20 protein-coding genes are annotated in these 17,859 nt (G+C 65.2%); 8 read left to right on the forward strand and 12 right to left on the reverse strand.

Translation table 11 applies throughout. The annotated features are described in order from the left end of the window. Positions 1-28: 28 nt before the first annotated feature. From EJ068_RS15455 to EJ068_RS15470, 4 genes are read right to left on the reverse strand one after another with little or no spacing between them, the layout of a single operon-like run. On the reverse strand, positions 29-1,165 hold the full coding sequence (locus tag EJ068_RS15455) for an ABC transporter permease (protein WP_126080272.1): 1,137 nt from the start codon (positions 1,163-1,165) through the stop codon (positions 29-31). Beyond that, positions 1,162-2,082, reverse strand: coding sequence for an ABC transporter ATP-binding protein (locus tag EJ068_RS15460; RefSeq protein WP_126080271.1), 921 nt, complete (start codon positions 2,080-2,082; stop codon positions 1,162-1,164). Before EJ068_RS15460 ends, EJ068_RS15455 begins: the two co-directional genes overlap by 4 nt. Further along, the gene (locus EJ068_RS15465) at positions 2,079-3,032 is read right to left on the reverse strand and encodes an HlyD family efflux transporter periplasmic adaptor subunit (protein WP_127251357.1); all 954 of its coding nucleotides are present in this window, start codon (positions 3,030-3,032) and stop codon (positions 2,079-2,081) included. The genes EJ068_RS15460 and EJ068_RS15465 overlap by 4 nt, the downstream gene beginning before the upstream one ends. Further along, positions 3,029-3,733, reverse strand: a complete 705-nt coding sequence (locus tag EJ068_RS15470) for a CerR family C-terminal domain-containing protein (RefSeq protein ID WP_126080269.1) — start codon at positions 3,731-3,733, stop codon at positions 3,029-3,031. Before EJ068_RS15470 ends, EJ068_RS15465 begins: the two co-directional genes overlap by 4 nt. 92 nt (positions 3,734-3,825) lie before the next feature. Here EJ068_RS15470 and EJ068_RS15475 point away from each other — a divergent pair, with 92 nt between their 5' ends. Both EJ068_RS15475 and EJ068_RS15480 read left to right on the forward strand, forming a co-directional pair. Beyond that, positions 3,826-4,299, forward strand: a complete 474-nt coding sequence (locus tag EJ068_RS15475) for a CYTH domain-containing protein (protein ID WP_126080268.1) — start codon at positions 3,826-3,828, stop codon at positions 4,297-4,299. Further along, a complete protein-coding gene (locus tag EJ068_RS15480; RefSeq protein WP_126080267.1) occupies positions 4,296-5,228 on the forward strand; it encodes a CHAD domain-containing protein in 933 nt (310 codons plus the stop codon). Before EJ068_RS15475 ends, EJ068_RS15480 begins: the two co-directional genes overlap by 4 nt. A gap of 43 nt (positions 5,229-5,271) precedes the next feature. Here the strand turns inward: EJ068_RS15480 and EJ068_RS15485 are convergent, their stop codons facing one another. Beyond that, positions 5,272-6,066: a helix-turn-helix transcriptional regulator gene (locus tag EJ068_RS15485; protein ID WP_245463430.1), complete on the reverse strand. Its 795-nt coding sequence runs from the start codon at positions 6,064-6,066 to the stop codon at positions 5,272-5,274. A gap of 112 nt (positions 6,067-6,178) precedes the next feature. Here EJ068_RS15485 and EJ068_RS15490 point away from each other — a divergent pair, with 112 nt between their 5' ends. Further along, complete coding sequence (locus EJ068_RS15490; RefSeq protein ID WP_127251355.1) at positions 6,179-7,036, forward strand: SMP-30/gluconolactonase/LRE family protein; 858 nt, start codon at positions 6,179-6,181, stop codon at positions 7,034-7,036. A gap of 118 nt (positions 7,037-7,154) precedes the next feature. Next, positions 7,155-8,081, forward strand: a complete 927-nt coding sequence (locus EJ068_RS15495) for a DMT family transporter (protein ID WP_126080264.1) — start codon at positions 7,155-7,157, stop codon at positions 8,079-8,081. Positions 8,082-8,103: 22 nt separating this feature from the next. Here EJ068_RS15495 and EJ068_RS15500 read toward each other — a convergent pair whose 3' ends face one another. The 3 genes from EJ068_RS15500 to EJ068_RS15510 all read right to left on the reverse strand — a co-directional run bounded on the left by EJ068_RS15500 (position 8,104) and on the right by EJ068_RS15510 (position 9,515). Beyond that, a complete protein-coding gene (locus tag EJ068_RS15500) occupies positions 8,104-8,373 on the reverse strand; it encodes a helix-turn-helix transcriptional regulator (protein ID WP_126080263.1) in 270 nt (89 codons plus the stop codon). Between the two features lie 78 nt (positions 8,374-8,451). Beyond that, complete coding sequence (locus tag EJ068_RS15505; protein WP_126080262.1) at positions 8,452-9,162, reverse strand: phosphatase PAP2 family protein; 711 nt, start codon at positions 9,160-9,162, stop codon at positions 8,452-8,454. Between the two features lie 14 nt (positions 9,163-9,176). Beyond that, positions 9,177-9,515 carry a hypothetical protein gene (locus EJ068_RS15510; RefSeq protein ID WP_042637321.1) on the reverse strand — a complete coding sequence of 113 codons (339 nt, stop codon included), beginning with the start codon at positions 9,513-9,515 and terminating at the stop codon, positions 9,177-9,179. A gap of 426 nt (positions 9,516-9,941) precedes the next feature. Here EJ068_RS15510 and EJ068_RS15515 point away from each other — a divergent pair, with 426 nt between their 5' ends. Together EJ068_RS15515 and EJ068_RS15520 are read left to right on the forward strand one after the other, a co-directional pair. Next, positions 9,942-11,939, forward strand: coding sequence for a PhoX family phosphatase (locus tag EJ068_RS15515; RefSeq protein ID WP_126080261.1), 1,998 nt, complete (start codon positions 9,942-9,944; stop codon positions 11,937-11,939). A 191-nt stretch (positions 11,940-12,130) separates the two neighbouring features. Further along, positions 12,131-12,355: a hypothetical protein gene (locus EJ068_RS15520; protein WP_126080260.1), complete on the forward strand. Its 225-nt coding sequence runs from the start codon at positions 12,131-12,133 to the stop codon at positions 12,353-12,355. 12 nt (positions 12,356-12,367) lie between these two features. Here the strand turns inward: EJ068_RS15520 and EJ068_RS15525 are convergent, their stop codons facing one another. Next, a complete protein-coding gene (locus tag EJ068_RS15525; protein WP_127251354.1) occupies positions 12,368-13,048 on the reverse strand; it encodes a GNAT family N-acetyltransferase in 681 nt (226 codons plus the stop codon). Continuing rightward, positions 13,045-13,530 carry a MarR family transcriptional regulator gene (locus EJ068_RS15530; protein ID WP_127251353.1) on the reverse strand — a complete coding sequence of 162 codons (486 nt, stop codon included), beginning with the start codon at positions 13,528-13,530 and terminating at the stop codon, positions 13,045-13,047. The genes EJ068_RS15525 and EJ068_RS15530 overlap by 4 nt, the downstream gene beginning before the upstream one ends. Before the next feature lie 228 nt (positions 13,531-13,758). Here EJ068_RS15530 and EJ068_RS15535 point away from each other — a divergent pair, with 228 nt between their 5' ends. Continuing rightward, positions 13,759-14,796 carry a phosphatidylglycerol lysyltransferase domain-containing protein gene (locus EJ068_RS15535; protein ID WP_127251352.1) on the forward strand — a complete coding sequence of 346 codons (1,038 nt, stop codon included), beginning with the start codon at positions 13,759-13,761 and terminating at the stop codon, positions 14,794-14,796. Positions 14,797-15,036: 240 nt separating this feature from the next. Here EJ068_RS15535 and EJ068_RS15540 read toward each other — a convergent pair whose 3' ends face one another. Beyond that, entirely contained in the window at positions 15,037-15,798 is a 762-nt protein-coding gene (locus tag EJ068_RS15540) for an ABC transporter permease (protein ID WP_127251351.1), read from the reverse strand. After that, complete coding sequence (locus EJ068_RS15545; protein WP_126080257.1) at positions 15,795-16,721, reverse strand: ABC transporter ATP-binding protein; 927 nt, start codon at positions 16,719-16,721, stop codon at positions 15,795-15,797. Before EJ068_RS15545 ends, EJ068_RS15540 begins: the two co-directional genes overlap by 4 nt. A 311-nt stretch (positions 16,722-17,032) precedes the next feature. On the opposite strand from EJ068_RS15545, the gene EJ068_RS15550 reads away from it, so the two are divergent. Continuing rightward, entirely contained in the window at positions 17,033-17,659 is a 627-nt protein-coding gene (locus EJ068_RS15550) for a CDGSH iron-sulfur domain-containing protein (protein WP_127251350.1), read from the forward strand. The last annotated feature ends 200 nt before the right edge of the window (positions 17,660-17,859 follow it).

Below are 17,859 nucleotides of genomic sequence, written 5' to 3' on the forward strand. Positions count from 1 at the left end.
GTCTCGGCTACCGCGCCGGCGGTGCCTATCAATCCAGCGTCCGTCTGAACCGCACCAGCGCGACCCCGGCAAACAGCGCCACGAACACCGCCAGCCAGCCGATTTCCGTCGCCACCGCCGGCAGCTCGGCGCCCTTGAGCATGACCGCGCGGGTGATGCGCAGGAAATGCGTCAGCGGAAAGATCTCGCCAAGGCTCTGCGCCCATCCCGGCATGCCGCGATAGGGGAACATGAAGCCGGAGAGCAGCAGCGAGGGCAGGAAGAAGAAGAAGGTCAGCTGCATGGCCTGCATCTGCGAGCGGGCCATGGTCGAGATCGTGTAGCCGAGCAGCACCAGCGAAAGCACGAAGACCAGCACCGAGGAGAGCAGCAGCGTCAGGCTGCCGACGAAGGGGATGCCGAACAGCAGCTTCGCCGCCACCAGCACCACCACCACCTGCACCGCGCCGACCACCAGGTAAGGCAGCACCTTGCCCAGCATGATCTCGAGCGGGCTCGAGGGCATGGCCAGAAGGTTTTCCATCGTGCCGCGCTCGGTTTCCCGGGTCAGCGCCATCGCCGTCATCATCACCATGGTCATCTGCAGGATTACGCCGAGCAGGCCGGGCACGATGTTGTATTGCGAGACGCCTTCCGGATTGTAGCGCCGGTGCACGACAACATCGAGCTGGCCGCGCGCCGCTTCCCTGGCCGCGTCCTGGGTGCCCTGGGCTCGCAGCAGCGCCTGGCCGGCAACGGTGCTGAGCGTGGAGATGGCGCCGCTGGCGACGGACGGGTCGGTGGCGTCGGCTTCGATCAGGATCTGCGGGTTGTCGCCGCGCTCGACGCGGCGCGCGAAATCGGCGGGAATGGTGACGACGAAGGAGACGTCGCCGCGCGCCATCAGGAACTCGGCTTGCGCGGCACTTTGCGCGACATGGTCGAAGCGGTAGTAGCCGGTGGTCTGCAGCGCCGAGACCATCGCCCGCGTGTAGGGATCGCTGCTGGTCGCCACCAGGGCCGCCGGCAGGCTCTTCGGGTCGTTGTTGATCGCAAAGCCGAACAGCACGAGCTGCATCAGCGGCACGCCCAGCATCATGGCGAAGGTGATGCGGTCGCGCCGCATCTGGATGAACTCCTTGGTGAGCAGCGCGCCCAGCCTGGCGAAGGAAAAGACCGCGTTCATGCCATATTGTCCTTCGAGCCGGACATGAACTGGATGAACACATCCTCGAGGCTGGTCTCGCCCGGCGTCACCGTCACGTCCTTGTGCTCCTTCTCGACGTCGGCCAGCGCCTTTTCCAACGCTGCCTTGTCGGAGCCGACGACGTGCAGTGTCGCGCCGAACGGCGCCACCTGGTCGACGCCGGGCCGCCCCTGCAGCGCCTGGGCGACCTGGTCGAGCCCCGGCCCATGCAGCACGAACGTGGTCAGCCCGGCATTCCTCACCACCTCGTCGACCGTGCCGGCGGCGAGCATCTTGCCGTAGGAGATGTAGCTGATGCGGTGGCAGCGCTCGGCCTCGTCCATGTAATGGGTGGAGACGAGCACGGTGAGCCCGCCGCCGGCCAGGCGATGGATCTCGTCCCAGAACTCGCGCCGCGCCTTGGGATCGACGCCGGCCGTCGGCTCGTCGAGCAGAAGCAGCTTCGGCTTGTGCATGATGCAGGCCGCCAGCGCCAGCCGCTGCTTCCAGCCGCCGGAAAGCGTGCCGGCCAGCTGGTTGCGGCGGCTCGCCAGGCCGAGCTCTTCCAATGTCCTCGCCACATAGTGCTCGACCGGCTTCAGCTGGTAGAGCCGCGCCACGAATTCGAGGTTCTCGCCGATCGTCAGATCCTCGTAGAACGAGAATTTCTGCGTCATGTAGCCGACTTCACGCTTGATCCTGAGCGCGTCGGTGCGGATGTCGAAGCCCAGCACCGTGCCGTCGCCCTCGTCCGGCGTGAGCAGCCCGCACATGATGCGGATGGTCGTCGTCTTGCCCGAGCCGTTCGGCCCGAGGAAGCCGACGATCTCGCCTTCGGCGACCGTCATCGTCACATGGTCGACGACCGTCTTGTCGCCGAAGCGCTTGACCAGGCCGCGGACGTCGATGGCGTTCATTGCCCCATATCCGCGAGATCGACATCGACGATCTGGCCGGGCTGCAGCGGCCCGGCATCGCCCTCCGGCCGCGCCTCGACGAGATAGACCAGCTTCTGCCGGTTCTCGAGCGAGTAGATCACCGGCGGTGTGAATTCGGGATCGGGCGAGACATAGCTGACGCGCGCCTTCAGCCCTGCCCCGCAGCCATCGCAATGGACGCTGAGCGCGGTGCCGACCTTGACCGACGAGAACGCGCTTTCGGGCACATAGACGCTGAGCTTCACGGCGCCGTCCGGCAGCATCGAGATCACCGGTGCGGTCGGCCCGGCCGTGTCGCCGGGATTGCGGATCACGTCGTTGACGCGTCCGGGCGAGGGCGCCGTCAGCACCCGCTTCGACAACCGCCACTCAGCCTGCCGCAGGGCCGACTGCGCCTGCTTGACCTGGTTGTCGGCGGCCTTGATCGTCTCGGGCCGCGCCGGCAGGTTGCCGACGGCGAGATTGGCTTCCGCCTGGCCGACCTGCGCGTTGGCCGTCTCCAGCGAGGCCGAGGCGGTGTCGTAGTCGGCCTGCGTGCCGGTGCCGCGCTTGTAGAGGTCGCTGGCGCGGTCATATTTGCGCTTGGCGTCGGCGGCCTGGGCTTTTGCCATGTCGACCTCGGCCTTCAGCACGGCGATCTCTTCCGAACGCTTGCCGACCTGCAGGTCGGCAAGCTGCGCCTGTGCCTGGGCAAGCGCGGCCTCGGCCTGCGCCACCTCGATTTTGGCATCGGCATCTTCCAGCGTCGCCACCGCCGCGCCGGTCTCGACGCGGTCGCCGCGCCTCACCGTCACCGTCGCCACCTGGGCCACTTCGATCGGCGCCATCAGCACATATTCGCCTTCGACATAGCCGACGGCGAGGGGTGCCGCCGGCGCGCAGGCGCCGAACAGTTGGGCCGCGAGCGGCAACGAACAGAGAATGCTCATGATTTGCCCTTCTTGCCGGCGGGCGCATCGCGCGCCGCTAGCATTGCCCTGAGATTGCCGGTCGTGACCGCCACCACCTTGGCGGCCTCTTTCTCGCCGATCTCGCGCCAGCCCATCCGGCGCATCACCGCTTCGCGGCCGATGCGGAAATAGATGACTTGGCCGATCATGGTGAAAACGGTGAGCCGGGTTGCCTCGCTCTCGGCCGGTTCGCCGGTCGCCTGCTCCCAGATCTGGCACAGCCGCCGGTGCGTCGGCTCGAAGACGCCGGCATAGATGCGGTCGAGCGCGGCGGTCGGATGCGAGAGCTCGCGAAGTACGAATTGTACGATCTCGCCCGCCTGCGGACTGACGATGACGAAGCCCACCATCCGCTCCAGCGCCGCAAAGAGCTGTGCCCTGGCGGCTTCCGGGTTTGCCGGGGCGGTCCCCTGGGCGCCGCCCAGCGCCTGGCCGGCGATGCCCTGGATGGTTTCCACGATGAAGTCGGCGGCGGCGGCGCGCAGGCCTTCCTTGCCGCCGAAATGATAGGCGATCGAGCCGATATTGGCCTTGGCTTCCGCCGCGATTTGGCGCGTCGACGTGCCGTCGAACCCCTGCCGCCCGAACAGCTTGAGCGCCGCGTGCACCAGCGCCGCGCGTGTTTGGTCGGCGGTGGTGGCTTCGCGCTGCTGCCTTTTCGCAATTGATTGCCTGTCCATACCTCAATGTTTAATCAATCGATTGATTAAAGTCAAATTTGACCTCTGAACCGGCTTGCCTTCACTGCCCCCACAGGCTTTAGTGCGCGGCCATGGGCAAGGAAGTCGAGCGTAAATTCCTGGTCTCCAGTTCCGCCTGGCGAGACGAGGTCGAGGCGGAGATCCGCATTCGCCAGTTCTATGTCGCCGCCCAGCCCGGCCGCACCGTGCGCGTGCGCATCTCGGACGGGCGCTCCGCCAAGCTGACGTTGAAGTTCGGCGTCAGGGCGCGCGAACGCGACGAATTCGAATATTCGATCCCGCTTGCCGAGGCCGAGGAATTGATGGCCTTTGCCATCGGACGTGTCATCGAGAAGACACGCCACCATGTTAGACACCGTGGCTATCTCTATGAAGTCGATGTTTTCGGCGGCAAGCTCGCGGGGTTGGTGATCGCGGAGCTGGAGACGCCGGAGGACGTATCTGACGAAATGCTGCCCGACTGGCTCGGTCGCGAGGTCACCGGCGAGTCGAGGTTCTACAACGCGTCGCTGGCCCTCGGGGGGATACCGGAGATCGCCGCATGAGCTTCCGCATCGATCCGCGCTTGCCGCTGACCGGCGAGGTCAGGCGCATATTGGCCGACGAGATCGGCAGGGCCATCAGCCATCTCGAGACGGCGCGCGAGAAGCCGGAGCAGGGCCTGCACAAATGCCGCAAGCGGCTGAAGAGCGTGCGCGCCTTGCTGCGCATGGTTCGTTCCGGGGACGAACCGTTCTGCCGGACCGAGAATGAATGCTACAAGCAGGTCTCGGCGCTGCTCGCCGGCCCGCGCGAGGCGACGGCGCTCATCGAGACCGTCGACCGCCTCGCCGATGCCTTTCCGGAACAATCCGCAGGCGGCGGTCTCGATCCCGTGCGCGAACGGCTGGTGCTGCGCCAGCACGAGCTTCATGCCGGCCCGGGCCTCGACGCCGCCATCAACGCGGCCGTGGCCGCCTGCCGGGAAGGCCTGGAGCGTATCGACAGGCTGGCGCTGCCCGACCTGCCGGAACAGGCGGCCGACATCCTGGCCGACGGCGCCCGCGCCACCTTGCGGCGGGCGAAGAAGGCGCTCGACAAGGCGGAGGCGCGCGGCGAGGACGAGGATTTTCACAACCTGCGCAAGGCGGCCAAGACGCACTCCATGCATCTGTCGCTGCTCGGCCGCCTGTGGCCGACGCCGATCAAGGCGCGCCGCAAGGCGGTCGACAAGCTCGGCGAGCAGCTCGGCGAACTGCACGACGTCTTCGTCATGCGCGCGCTGCTCGATGCCGAAGGCGAGCCGCTCGGCCCCGCCGACGAGACGAAGCTTCTGCGCAAGCTCTTGAAGCGCTCCGAGAAGAGCCTGACCAAGGCCTGCCTCGCCGATGCCGCCGAGCTTTTCGGCGACAGCCCGAAACGCTCCGCCAAAAGATTGGCTCGCAAGGCGCGCGACGACCTCGCCGCGCCGCAGGAAGAGGCGAAAGCGGCGTGACGCTGCGCTTTTTCCTTCTCCCCTGGGGGAGAAGGAGAAGGCGCTACGCCGGCAGCGGCCGTCTTCCTTTCGCCCCAGCATCCGCCTTTGCCCCCGCATCGCGCGGATGCGGGCAGATCGGCATGATCGCCGGGAACGGCGTCGCGCCGAAGGCGAAGGTCCATTTGTAGCCGGTGAGCTGGTCCTCCGGCGTGGTGTGCTGGTCGTGATGGGCAAGCAGCCGGGCGCGTTCGGCGAGCTCGTCGGCCTCGCGGCGCAACATCTCGGCCGTTTGCGGCCGCATCCGCCGGGAAAAGCTGATGAAGGTCGCGCCGTGCTCCATATGGCCGAGCGCCCAGCCGACGAAATTCTTGTTGGTCATTTCGAAGTGCGGCTTCAGCGGCCCTTCGAAATCCCACTGGATGGGCGTGTCGACGAGCAGCCTTGCCGACAGGCCGCGCCCCAGCGCCACCAGCCCGAGCTCCTCGAGGTCGCGCAGATAGAGGAACATCGAGGCCTCGCTCAAGCCCTGCGAGCGCATGATGCCTTCGGCCGTGAATTTCTCCGACAGCATGATGAAGACGAAGAGCAGCGCCGGCCGCGCCGCCAGCCTGCGCTCGATCTCCGGCGAAACGCGGTTGGCCGGACCCGGTCCGCGATTCATCGCGCCGAGCACGTTCTCCAGCTCGACGTCCGCCGCGGCGCAGATCTCCATCAGCCGGTCGAGCTTGCAGTTCCGCTCATGGAAGATCCGCTTCACCGTCGGCTCGGAAACGCCCATGCGCTCGGCGAGCGTCCGGTAGGTCAGGCCCTTGGCCTTCAGCGTCCGCTTCAGCGCCTCGAAGATCGGAGCGTTCATGGAATGCACCTCATTCGCGCGATTTCGTATCGATAAGCGATACTAGCGTCGAACCGTCTTTCCGAAAAGTATCGAAAAATTTAGCTCTCCTTCGTCACCACAGGAGAGCACCATGAACACCCTCATCGCTTCGACCGTCATCGCCGTCGCCGGCATCGCGGCGGCTCCGGCTGCGCAGGCCGGCGAGCTCTGGCGCGCCGCCGGCTTCGAGCAGCCGGAATCCGTGCTTGCCGACGCCGCCCACAACCGCATCGTCGTCTCCAACATCGCCGGCGATCCCGGCGCGGCGGACGGCAACGGCTATTTGTCGCTTCTGTCGATGGACGGCAAGGTCATCGCCCGCCACTGGGTCGACGGCATGGATGCGCCCAAGGGCATGGCGATTTCCGGAGGCAGGCTCTACGCCGCCGACCTCACAAAGGTGCTCGTCGTCGATCTCGCCAGCGGCAGGCTGGTCGAGACCATCGACGTGCCGGGCTCTGTCTTCCTCAACGATATGACTGAGGACAGCGCGGGCAAGGTCTATGTCAGCGACATGCTGGCCGACACGATCTACCGCATCGACGGCGACAAGCCGGAGCTGTTCGTCAAGGATGCGCTGCTGGCCTCGCCCAATGGCGTGTTCGCCGATGGCGACCGGCTGATCGTCGCGTCCTGGGGGAAGGGCATCAACAAGGCCGATTTCAGGGAGCCCGGCGGACTGCTGTCGGTCGACCTCGCCACGAAGACGATAACGCCGCTCCCCGGCGCGCAAAACTTCGCCGACCTCGACGGTGTCATCGCCATTGGCGGCACCATCTACGCCACCGCCTACATGACCGGCACGCTTTACAGCTACAAGCCAGGCGGCAAGCGGGAAGCGGTAATGCAGTTCAAGCCGGGCAGCGCCGATATCGGCACGGACGGCAAGGCGACCATCTATGTGCCGCTGATGGGCGAGGGCGAGGTCGCGGCGCTGTCACTGGATTGAGCCAGGCGGAAGTGATCGTGTCCCGCCAGCCTTCGAATTTCGCCGATCGGGATTGGACCGGCCATATCGGCGGCGCTGCCATCTGGTAGCGCTGTCGGCTCCGGGATATCCGGCTGCCATGAGCCAAGCCGTGAAGACATCCAGCCTGACCGGCGCCGTTTCTACGACCATCCCCGTGCTCACGTGCGCGCTGGCGATTTTCCTGCTGTCCGGCATGGATGCGGCCATGAAGTCGCTGACAATAGCGGTCGGCGTCTACAACACGCTGCTGTGGCGCAGCATGGTCTCGACCCTGGTCGCCGGCGCCGCCTGGTCGGCGGGGCCACGCTCGAAGCCGCGCCTTCCGGTGCTGGGCCTGCATGCGTTGCGCGCCGCGATTGTCGGCGTCGTCCTGGTCTCGTTCTTCTGGGGACTCGCCAGGCTGCCGCTCGCCGAGGCGATCGGGCTCAGCTTCGTCGCGCCGCTGTTTGCGCTCTTCCTCGCGGCGCTGCTGCTGGGCGAGCGCATAAGGCGGCAGGCGATCTGGGCGTCGCTTGCCGGCATCGCCGGCGTCGCCATCATCCTGTCCGGACAGTTCGGGCGGGAAAGCTACTCGCAGGATGCCGTGCTCGGCACGGCGGCGGTGCTCGTATCGACGGTGTTCTACGGCTACAATCTGGTCCTCGCCCGGCAGCAGGCTCTACTGGCCAAGCCGGTCGAGATCATGCTGTTCCAAAACCTCTTCGTTGGGATCATCCTTGGTTGCGCAGCACCTTGGCTCGCGGTTGCGCTGCCGGGAGATCTCTGGCTGCCCTTGGTCGGGGTGGCGCTGCTGTCGCTCGCCGGGCAATTCCTGATGAGCTGGTCCTACGCCCGTGCCGAAGCGCAATATCTGATCCCGACCGAATACTCGGCCTTCATCTGGGCGATCGCGCTTGGCTGGTTCTTCTTCGGCGAGAAGCTGGCCTGGACCACGTTGGCCGGCGCATGCCTCATCGTCGCCGGCTGCCTGATCGCCGCGCGCGCCAATCCGAAGCTTGCCGAGCCGATCGAAGCGGCGATGTGAGGCGATCTTCCAGGCCGGCGGCTTAACCTTGCGGGTTCTGCGCCGCGGCGGCCTTGAGGCGCACGCCCCTGCCGCCGCGCTCGCTGGCCTGGTTCTCGCCGATCAGCTCCACGCCGACATCATCGAGCGCCTGGATGACCTTCATCAGCGTGTCGACCACGCCCCTGACGACACCGTCGCTCGCTTCCATGCGCTGGATCGTGGGCAGGGAGACCCCGGCGCGCTCGGCAAGCGTCTTCTGGTCGATGCCGGTCAACGCCCGCGCGGCGCGCATCTGTGCGGCAGTGATCATCGGCCGGAACCTGTTTCTGAAAATATGAAAGATGTATATTTTAGATATTACAATGTCTCAAGCATCATTTTGAATGCTTCAGCCATCGATATCGCTGTCGGCCACAACTTTGCGCCGCTGCAGCAGCCGTGCCGCGAGCCAGCACAGCATGGCCCAGGCGAAGCCAGCGCACCAGCCGGCAAGCACGTCTGACGGCCAGTGCACGCCGAGATAGACGCGGCTGGTGCCGACCAGCACGGTGATCAGCACGGCAAGGCAAAGCACGAAGATCTTCGTCCGGCGATCCGGAAGGAAGCGCGCCGCCAAAGAGCCGAGCGTCAGATAGGTCACCGCCGACAGCATGGCGTGTCCGCTTGGAAAGGACAGTGACGTTTCGGTGGCCAGGTGCGAGACGAGATCGGGCCGGGGCCGGTCGACTTCGTGCTTGAGCAAGGTGGAAAGCACTTGCCCGCCCGCCACCGCCGCGAACACGAACAGCGCGGTCGAAGGCCTGCGGATCAAGATGAGATAGACGATCGTCGCGGTCGTGATCAGCACCAGCACGACGGTGCTGCCGAGCGCGGTGATGTCGCGCATCGCGCCCTGCAGCCAAAGCGGACCGATCGGGCTGTCCGGCTGCCCGGCATGGCGGAAGGCAAGCAGGATTTCGGTGTCGAAGGCGTGCGGCGTCGTCGCCCGCGCCACCTCCATCAGTTCTTCGAAACCCCATAGCCCGCCGGCGATGATCAGTCCGGCCAGAAGCAGGGGGAATTCGATCTTGGCAAGCAGCGCGCCGACGGATGGCTTCATGAGAGGCTCGAGGGTTAGAGCTTCTGCATATAGGGCCCAAGCGTGATCAGGGCGACGGCGGCGATCGCCAGCACCATGCCGGTCGCCTGGAAAGCATTGAGCCGTTCGCCGAAAAAGGCGATCGCCACGACATTGACCGCGACAAGCTGGATCACCGCCGACAGGCTGAACGCCACCGACATGCCGAACTCGCGCACCAGCCTCAGCATGATCAGGTTGCCGGCGGTATAGAGCGCCAGCGTCACAAGGAGCTTGGCCAAGCTCGGCGCCAACCCCCATTGCTTGGCCGCCATCGCCGCCAGCAGGAACATCACGGTCGAAATACCGAGCTGCGCCAGTCCCCAGAAACTCACCTGCCGTCCCCTTTTGAAGCGCCGTCGCCACGCCGGCCGCAGCCCTTGTTTCCGAACCGGGCGAAGCCGTCAAGCTGGCGGTGTGGGGGCGAAGGTCGCGGCAAGCCCCCTTCTCCCCGTCACTATACGGGGAGAAGGTGCCGGCAGGCGGATGAGGGGCGGCGCCAGCGTTGGCCATCAGCATTACACGCAGGGGCTGTCTTTGAAGACATCATTATAGCGCCACTGTTTGCCAGCTCGGCGCCGCCCCTCATTGCCCAGCCGGGCATTTCTCCCCGTATAGTGACGGGGAGAAAGGGGCTGACATCGACAGGCTTCGCCAACCACCGAGGGCTACGCAGAAGCCGATGTCACGAAAATGTGATCGGCGCGCTTTAGGGGTTGAAGGTCCAAGCTCAAGCCACCTCAAGAAGCCAGAGGAACACCATGACCGCGACCCCTGAAACCCGCTTCCGCACCAGCCAGCTCGAGGAGAATGACGGTCCGCCCGTCAACCCGACCGACAACCGCACCATGGGCGAGATCATTGCCGCGCGCTTCTCGCGCCGCGGTTTCCTCTTGGGCTCGCTGGCCGTCTCGGCCATCGCCGCCACCGTCAGCCCGTTGGCGCTCGTCGCCGCCGACGAGGCGCGCGCCGCCGAGGCCTCGGCGTTCAAGTTCGACGAGCTCGAAGCCGGCATCGATGACAAGCACCATGTCGCGCCAGGCTATGATGCCGACGTGCTGCTGCGCTGGGGCGATCCGCTGTTTGCCGATTCGCCGGAGTTCGATCCGCTGAAGCAATCGGCTGAGGCTCAGGCAAAACAGTTCGGCTACAACAACGACTATGTCGGCTATATCCCGATCGACGGCTCGGCGGAGCACGGGCTACTGGTCGTCAACCACGAATACACCAACCCGCATCTGATGTTCCCCGGCATCGTTTCGATCGTCGAAAAAGACGGCAAGAAGGCCGCCGAGGTCGCACCGCTGTCGAAGGAGGAGGTCGATGTCGAGATGGCCGCGCATGGCGGCACCATCGTCGAGATCCGCAAGGAAGGCGGCAAGTGGCAGGTGGTGCGCGACGGCAAGCTCAACCGCCGCATCATGTCGACCACCGAGATGGCGCTCTCCGGCCCGGTCGCCGGCCACGACCGCGTCAAGACCAATGCCGACCCCTCCGGCACCAAGGTCATCGGCACGCTCAACAATTGCGCCGGCGGCGTCACGCCCTGGGGCACCTATGTGATGGCCGAGGAGAATATCCACGGCTACTTCTCGGGCGAGCTGCCGGAAGGCCACAAGGAAGCCGCCAATTACAAGCGCCTGGGCATTCCGGAAGGCGCCTATGAATGGGGCGCGCATTACGACCGCTTCAACCTCGCCAAGGAGCCGAACGAACCGAATCGTTTCGGCTGGATCGTCGAGGTCGACGTCAACGATCCGGCTTCGGTGCCGAGGAAGCGCACCGCCATGGGCCGTTTCAAGCATGAGGGCGCCGAGTCGATCGTCGCCAGGGACGGCCGCGTCGTCTTCTATCTCGGCGACGACGAGCGCTTCGACTATGTCTACAAATTCGTCACCGCCGGCAGGTTCAATCCTGGTGACCGCGCGGCCAACATGAACCTGCTCGACGACGGCACGCTCTATGTGGCGCAGTTCGCCGAGGACGGTTCGGTCGAATGGATGCCGATCGTCTTTGGCCAAGGCCCGCTGACGGCGGAGAACGGTTTTGCGTCCCAGGCCGACGTTCTGATCGAGACGCGGCGCGCCGCCGATCTGCTCGGCGCCACCAAGATGGACCGGCCGGAAGACATCCAGCCCAACGCCGGCAACGGCAAGGTCTATGTCATGCTGACCAACAATTCCAAGCGTAAGGCCGAGCAGGTCGACGCCGCCAACCCGCGTGCTGCCAACGCCTTCGGCCACATCATCGAGATCGTCGAGGATGGCGGCGACTTCGCCGCCAGCAAGGGCAAGTGGGAAGTGCTGCTCAAATGCGGCGATCCGTCCGTCGCGGATGTAGGCGCCACCTTCTCGACCGCGACCACCGCGCATGGCTGGTTCGGCATGCCGGACAATTGCGCCGTCGATTCCGCCGGGCGCCTGTGGGTCGCCACCGACGGCCAGGGCCCGAAAGCCACCGGCCGCACCGACGGCCTGTGGGCGGTCGACACGGAAGGAGCGGCGCGGGCGACCTCAAAACTGTTCTTCCGCGTGCCGATCGGCGCCGAGATGTGCGGCCCGCTCTTCGCGCCGGACGACCAGACCGCCTTCGTCGCCGTCCAGCATCCGGGCGACGGCGGCGAGGACTGGGAAGGCTTCGGCCGCCCGTCCTATTACGAGGATCCGTCGACCCGCTGGCCGGACTTCAAGCCGGACATGCCGGTGCGGCCGTCGGTCGTTGCGATCACGAAGCAGGGCGGCGGCAAGATCGCGGTGTGAGGACACTATCTCTCTGTTTTTATGCAATTCCGGACGGAAAACCGCTCACACTTTTCCTGGAATTGCTCTAAGCGCCCGACATTGCGGGGGCTCGGCAGGATCCGAGCCCCCTGTTTTGGTTGAAGTCGATCAAGCCTCAGGAAAGATTGATCTTTATAGGTGGCGCCCTAGCTCCTCGCCAGGAGATCGCCATGCCGAAGTCCATTTATGACCGTGGCCTGCTGAAACCCGCCCAGGTCGCCACCTTGCAACGCGTCTTCGATGAAGCCTGCCGAAGTCGCGAGGCGCATCCCGAATCGGACGAGGCGCGGGAGATCGCGCTGACTGTGCTCGCGCTCTACAATGCCGGCATGGTCGATGAAGAGATGTTGATGGAGACGGTTTGCTTCCGTCGGCCGAAGTCGAAAACCGCCTGATCCAGACAGCCGCTATCTCGCCCGCTGAACCACCGCGATGTTCATCGCGCTGCGCAGCCGGAAGCCGATCGACTCGTAGAGCTTTATCGCCGCTGCATTGTTGGCAAAGGCGTGCAGATATGGCACCTCGCCACGCGCCATGATGCGGTTGGCCACAAACAGCGACAACAGCCTGGCGAGGCCGCCGCCGCGAAAATCCGGATGCGAGCACACGCCGCTGAGCTCCGAATAGCCGGGTTGCTTCATGCGCTCGCCGGCCATCGCGGCCAGCCTGCCGTCGATCTTCACGCCCCAGAATTCGCCGAGGCTCAACGCTTCCAGCGTGAACGGCCCAGGCTTCGTCAACGAGGCGAGCGCGAACATCTCGGCCGCGTCCTGTCGCGTCAACTGCTCGATTCGGGGATCGGTGACCGTCTGCAAGGCTTGCCCGGCAATCATCTGCACGGCATCGGCGGTCATCGTCGCGACAAGCGCCGGCGGCAGGACAATGTTCTCGGCCTGCGCCAGGATGACGGTTTCTCCAGCGGGAACGAGCCTTCCGAGCGCGTGCAGGCATTCCGGATCGTCCGTGGCCGTGGCGGCGAACGGGATGATCGATGGCCGATACCGGCGCGCGAGATCGTCACCCTCGGCGAAAGTCCTTTGTCGCGTTTCGAGCGCGCTCCAGACAGGACGGTCGAGCATATGCTTCATGGCGGGGCGTCCCTTTCGGCGCGACGGTGGAGCGGTGTCTCGGCCAGCCGGTCCTCGATGGCGGCAAGCTGGCCGAGCAGCGGCCCGGAAAGATCGGCGCACAGATCCGCGACGGCATTTTCGATGCTTGGCCAGATTTCCCGTTTCGCCCGGTCGACCAGCCGTCTGCCGTTGCCGGTCAGCGAAACGATCCTGCGCCGCTGGTCGTCATCCGCAGGATTGACCTCGACCAGCCCCAACTCGGCAAGCAACGCTACGCTTCGCGTTACGCCCGGTTGCGCGACGCCCAGGGATTGCGCCAGCTCACCGACCGGCAGCGGCCCCAGCCTGTCGAGCGCGGCGAGCAGCGGGTACTGGCTCGCCTGGATGCGCATGTCGAGGCGGTTGAGCACGCGCTGCGTGTCGGCCTGCAACAGCTCGCCTATGCGTTTCATCCGGCTGCCGAGGCAGAGAAAGCCGAGAGATCGCAGAATGTCTTCCATAGCGCGCTCGCAAACATCGATAACACGATATATAACATGACATGGGAAAATCAAGCTGAAGCTCGCAGGACGTTCCGGGGCCGACCGCCGCTGCTGGAGGCTTTCGGACCTTTGCCCTTCATTCGCCGTCAATTGCATCCTATATCGCTGACGCGACGTGGCCGGCAGCGGTCTCCAGCGATTCGCGACCTGCGAGGGCAGGTCATCACTTCTTGGCACGCGGAGCTCATGGCGCCCCTGCGCATCTATTTCGACAGGCTTCTCGATGCCGTGGCACCCAAGGTTCCGCGGCGCGAATTGAGCGATGAGGAGCGCCTGGCGCTGGTGCGCCGCCACGGCGATTTCTCGCTCGCCTATTCCACGGCCGTGCAGCAGAAGCTGTCCTATTTCAGCGAGGGCGACGGCTACATCGCCTTCGGCACCAAGATGAGCCGTCATTTCGCGCTGGGCGATCCGGTGGCCGACCCGGCCGACCGCCCGGGCTACATCAAGCGCTTCGTCGAGGCGGCTGGCGGCCCCTGGTTCGTGCAGATCGGCGCCGACACGGCCAAGGTGCTCGCCGGTCTCGGCTACCAGGTCAACCGGTTCGGCATCGACACCAGGCTGCTTTTGCCGGCGCATGATTTTTCCGGCAAGCGCAACGAGACGGTGCGCTATTCCGAGCGCTGGCTGGCGAAGAAGGGTTTTCTCCTCGCCGAGGGCACGGGCGACATGCTGCAGGAAGAGATCAAGCAGCTTTCCGCCGACTGGCGCAAAAAGCGCATCATCAAGCGCTGGGAGATGGGTTTCCTCAACCGCCGCTTCTCCGAGGAGCTCGGCGCCGGCATGCGCCGCTTCCTCCTGCACAGCCCCGAAGGCCGGCTTCTCGCCATCCTGGATTTCGACCCGCTGTTTCGCGACGGCAAGGTGATCGGCTACACCACCGCCTTCAAGCGCAAGCAGATCGACGCGACGCCGCATGCCGAGGTCGGACTGACCAAATTCGCCGTCGACCGCTTTCGCGAGGAAGGTATCTCGCAGGTGACGCTCGGCCTCTCGCCGCTGCTCGACATCGAGCCCAGCGGCTTCGCCGAATCGGATTTCTGGCGCAACGCCTTCCAGCGCGCCTACAACTCGCCCTGGGTCAACCGCTCGCGCTTCAACCTGCAGGGCCAGGCGGCCTTCAAGCGCCGCTTCCACGGTGTCGAGGAACCGACCTATATCGCCTTCCGCAAAGGAACCTTCGTCGAGATGCTGGGGCTGCTGCGCCTGACCAAGGCGATTTAGATAGGCGCCCCTTCCTCGCCCCCGCAAAGCGGGGGAGAGGTGGCTCGGGCGAAGCCCGAGACGGAGAGGGGGGACGACATCCGCGAAGCCAGAACCCGACGTGAAAAGGGCGCCACATTGCCTTGATCTGAAGAACAGGCCACGCACAGAGAGATTCCACCCGTCTGCACGGGCCCCTCTCCGTCCCGGCTTCGCCGGGCCACCTCTCCCCACTTCGTGGGGCGAGGAACTCGACTTCGGTCAGTTCCTCAACCGGTAGCCCGTCTTGAATATCCAGGCGACGATGGCGATGCAGATGGCCAAAAACACCAGCGTCATGCCGAGGCTGACGCCGACCGAGACGTCGGCCTTGCCGTAAAAGCTCCAGCGGAACCCGCTGATCAGATAGACGACCGGGTTGAACAGCGTGAGCGTCTTCCAGATGCCGGGAAGCATGTGGATCGAATAGAAGCTGCCGCCGAGGAAGATGAGCGGCGTGACGATGAGCAGCGGCACCAGCTGCAGCTGCTCGAAGGTTTTCGCCCAGATGCCGATGATGAAGCCGAACAGGCTGAAGGTCACCGCGGTCAGCACCAGGAAGGCGACCATCCAGAACGGGTGCTCGATCCTGAGCGGCACGAACAGAGCGGCGGTGGCGAGGATGATCAGGCCGAGGATGATCGACTTGGTCGCCGCGCCCCCGACATAGGCGATGATGATCTCCAGGTATGACACCGGCGCCGACAAAAGCTCGTAGATCGAGCCGACGAATTTCGGAAAGTAGATGGCGAAGGAGGCGTTGGAGATCGATTGCGTCAAGAGCGACAGCATCATCAATCCGGGCACGATGAAGGCGCCGTAGGCGATGCCGTCGATCTCGTTGATGCGCGAGCCTATGGCCGAGCCGAAGACGACGAAATAGAGCGACGTCGAGATGACCGGCGAGATGATGCTCTGCAGCACCGTGCGGAAGGCACGCGCCATCTCCACCCGGTAGATCGCCCATACCGCGCGCAGGTTCATGGCTCTTGCCTCAGAAGACTGACGAAAATCTCTTCGAGCGAGCTGTTCTTGGTGTCGAGATCGCGGAACTGGACGCCGGCCGCCTCGAGGTCGCGGATCAGCGAGGCGACGCCCGGACGGTCGCTCTGGTTGTCATAGGTGTAGGTGAGCTGGCTGCCGTCGCCCGACAGCTCCAGCGCATAGCGCGACAGGCTCTCCGGCAAGGCGGCGAGCGGCGCGCGTAGCTCCAGCTTCATCTGCTTGCGGCCAAGCTTGCGCATCAGCTCGGCCTTGCCCTCGACCAGGATGATCTCGCCCTTGTTGATGACGCCGACGCGGTCGGCCATCGCCTCGGCTTCCTCGATGTAATGCGTGGTGAGGATGATGGTGACGCCGTCCTCGCGCAGGCGCCTGACCATCGCCCACATGTCCTGGCGCAGCTCGACGTCGACGCCGGCCGTCGGCTCGTCGAGGAAAAGCACGCGCGGCTCGTGCGACAGGGCCTTGGCGATCATCAGACGGCGCTTCATGCCGCCCGACAGCGTGATCGCCTTGGAATCCTTCTTCTCCCAGAGCGACAGGTCGCGCAGCACCTTCTCGACGAAATCCTTGTTCGGCGGCTTGCCGAACAAGCCGCGGCTGTAGTTCACCGTCGCCCAGACCGTCTCGAAGGCGTCGATGGTGAGTTCCTGCGGCACCAGCCCGATCAGGCTGCGCGCGGCGCGGTAATCCCGGCTGATGTCGTGGCCGTCGACCGTGACGCTGCCCGACGAGCGGTTGACGATGCCGCAGACGATCGAGATCAGCGTCGTCTTGCCGGCGCCGTTCGGCCCGAGCAGCGCAAAAATCTCGCCGCGCTCGATATCGAGATTGATTTCCTTCAATGCCTTGAAGCCGGTGGCATAGGTTTTCGTGACACCGGAGATCGAGATGATGGATGACATGCTGAAAAACGGCCGGCTGGAAATTGTGACCTGATATAGGCCGGTTGCCGTTTTATGCAAACCGGCATTCGATGCCCCTCCTGACAGCTCTGGACAGTGGGTAAGCGATTAGGGACGCGACAATCTGGCAGCCAGCGCGCCATAGCAGCGGGCGCCCCTCGCTCAAGGGGAGTGCGGGAGATCAGCCGGCACCTCCCCTTTCGCCAATCTCCTAACGGTCGCTATTGTAAGGCTGCCCATCCTCCCAGCTTGACGCCCTTCGCTCCCGCGCCCTAAGCCTGGTCTCCACCCCAACAGGAGACCCCACCCAAATGGCAGGCACGGTCGAAGGCGAGAAGATCGACGTTTCCTTCAGCGGCAAGCGCTGCATCCATTCGCGCAATTGCGTGCTCGGCAACCCGCATGTCTTCGTGCCCAACGCGCCGGGCGAGTGGATTCATCCCGATGCCGCGAGCGTAGAACGGGTTGTGGCGCTGGCGGAGAACTGCCCGTCGGGCGCCGTCACCTACAAGCGCAAGGATGGCGGGCCGCAGGAGAAGCCGCCTGTGGTCAACACGGTGCGCGTCCGCGAAAACGGCCCGCTGGCGGTGCATGCCGAGATCGTGCTCGGCGACGACACCTTCTTGCGCGCCACGCTCTGCCGCTGCGGCGCCTCGCAGAACAAGCCGTTCTGCGACAACAGCCACATCAAGGACGGCTTCACCGCCACCGGCGAGCCGCCGCTGAAGGAAGCGCAGGTGCTGGACGCGCGGGACGGCCCGCTGACCGTAACCCCGACCAGCAACGGCCCGCTGAAGGTCGAAGGCAATGCCGAGCTCGTCACCGGCACGGGGCATACGATCGCCCGCACGATCAAGGTGTTCCTCTGCCGCTGCGGGCATTCGGCGAACAAGCCGTTTTGTGATGGGAGCCATAAAAGGGTGGGGTTTGAGGGGTAATCACGGAGGCTGGCGCGAGGCCCCCCTCTCTGCCCTGCCGGGCATCTCCCCCTCAAGGGGGGAGATTGGCAGTTCAAGCGCCTCGCTCCTTTCCACAACGTTGGCGATTGGCGAAAGCCGGCGTGACATCCGATCTCCCCCCTTGAGGGGGAGATGGCCGGCAGGCCAGAGAGGGGGGCCTCGCGCCGATGTCTCAAAGC

Source organism: Mesorhizobium sp. M2A.F.Ca.ET.043.02.1.1, from assembly GCF_003952405.1.
Lineage (GTDB): Bacteria > Pseudomonadota > Alphaproteobacteria > Rhizobiales > Rhizobiaceae > Mesorhizobium.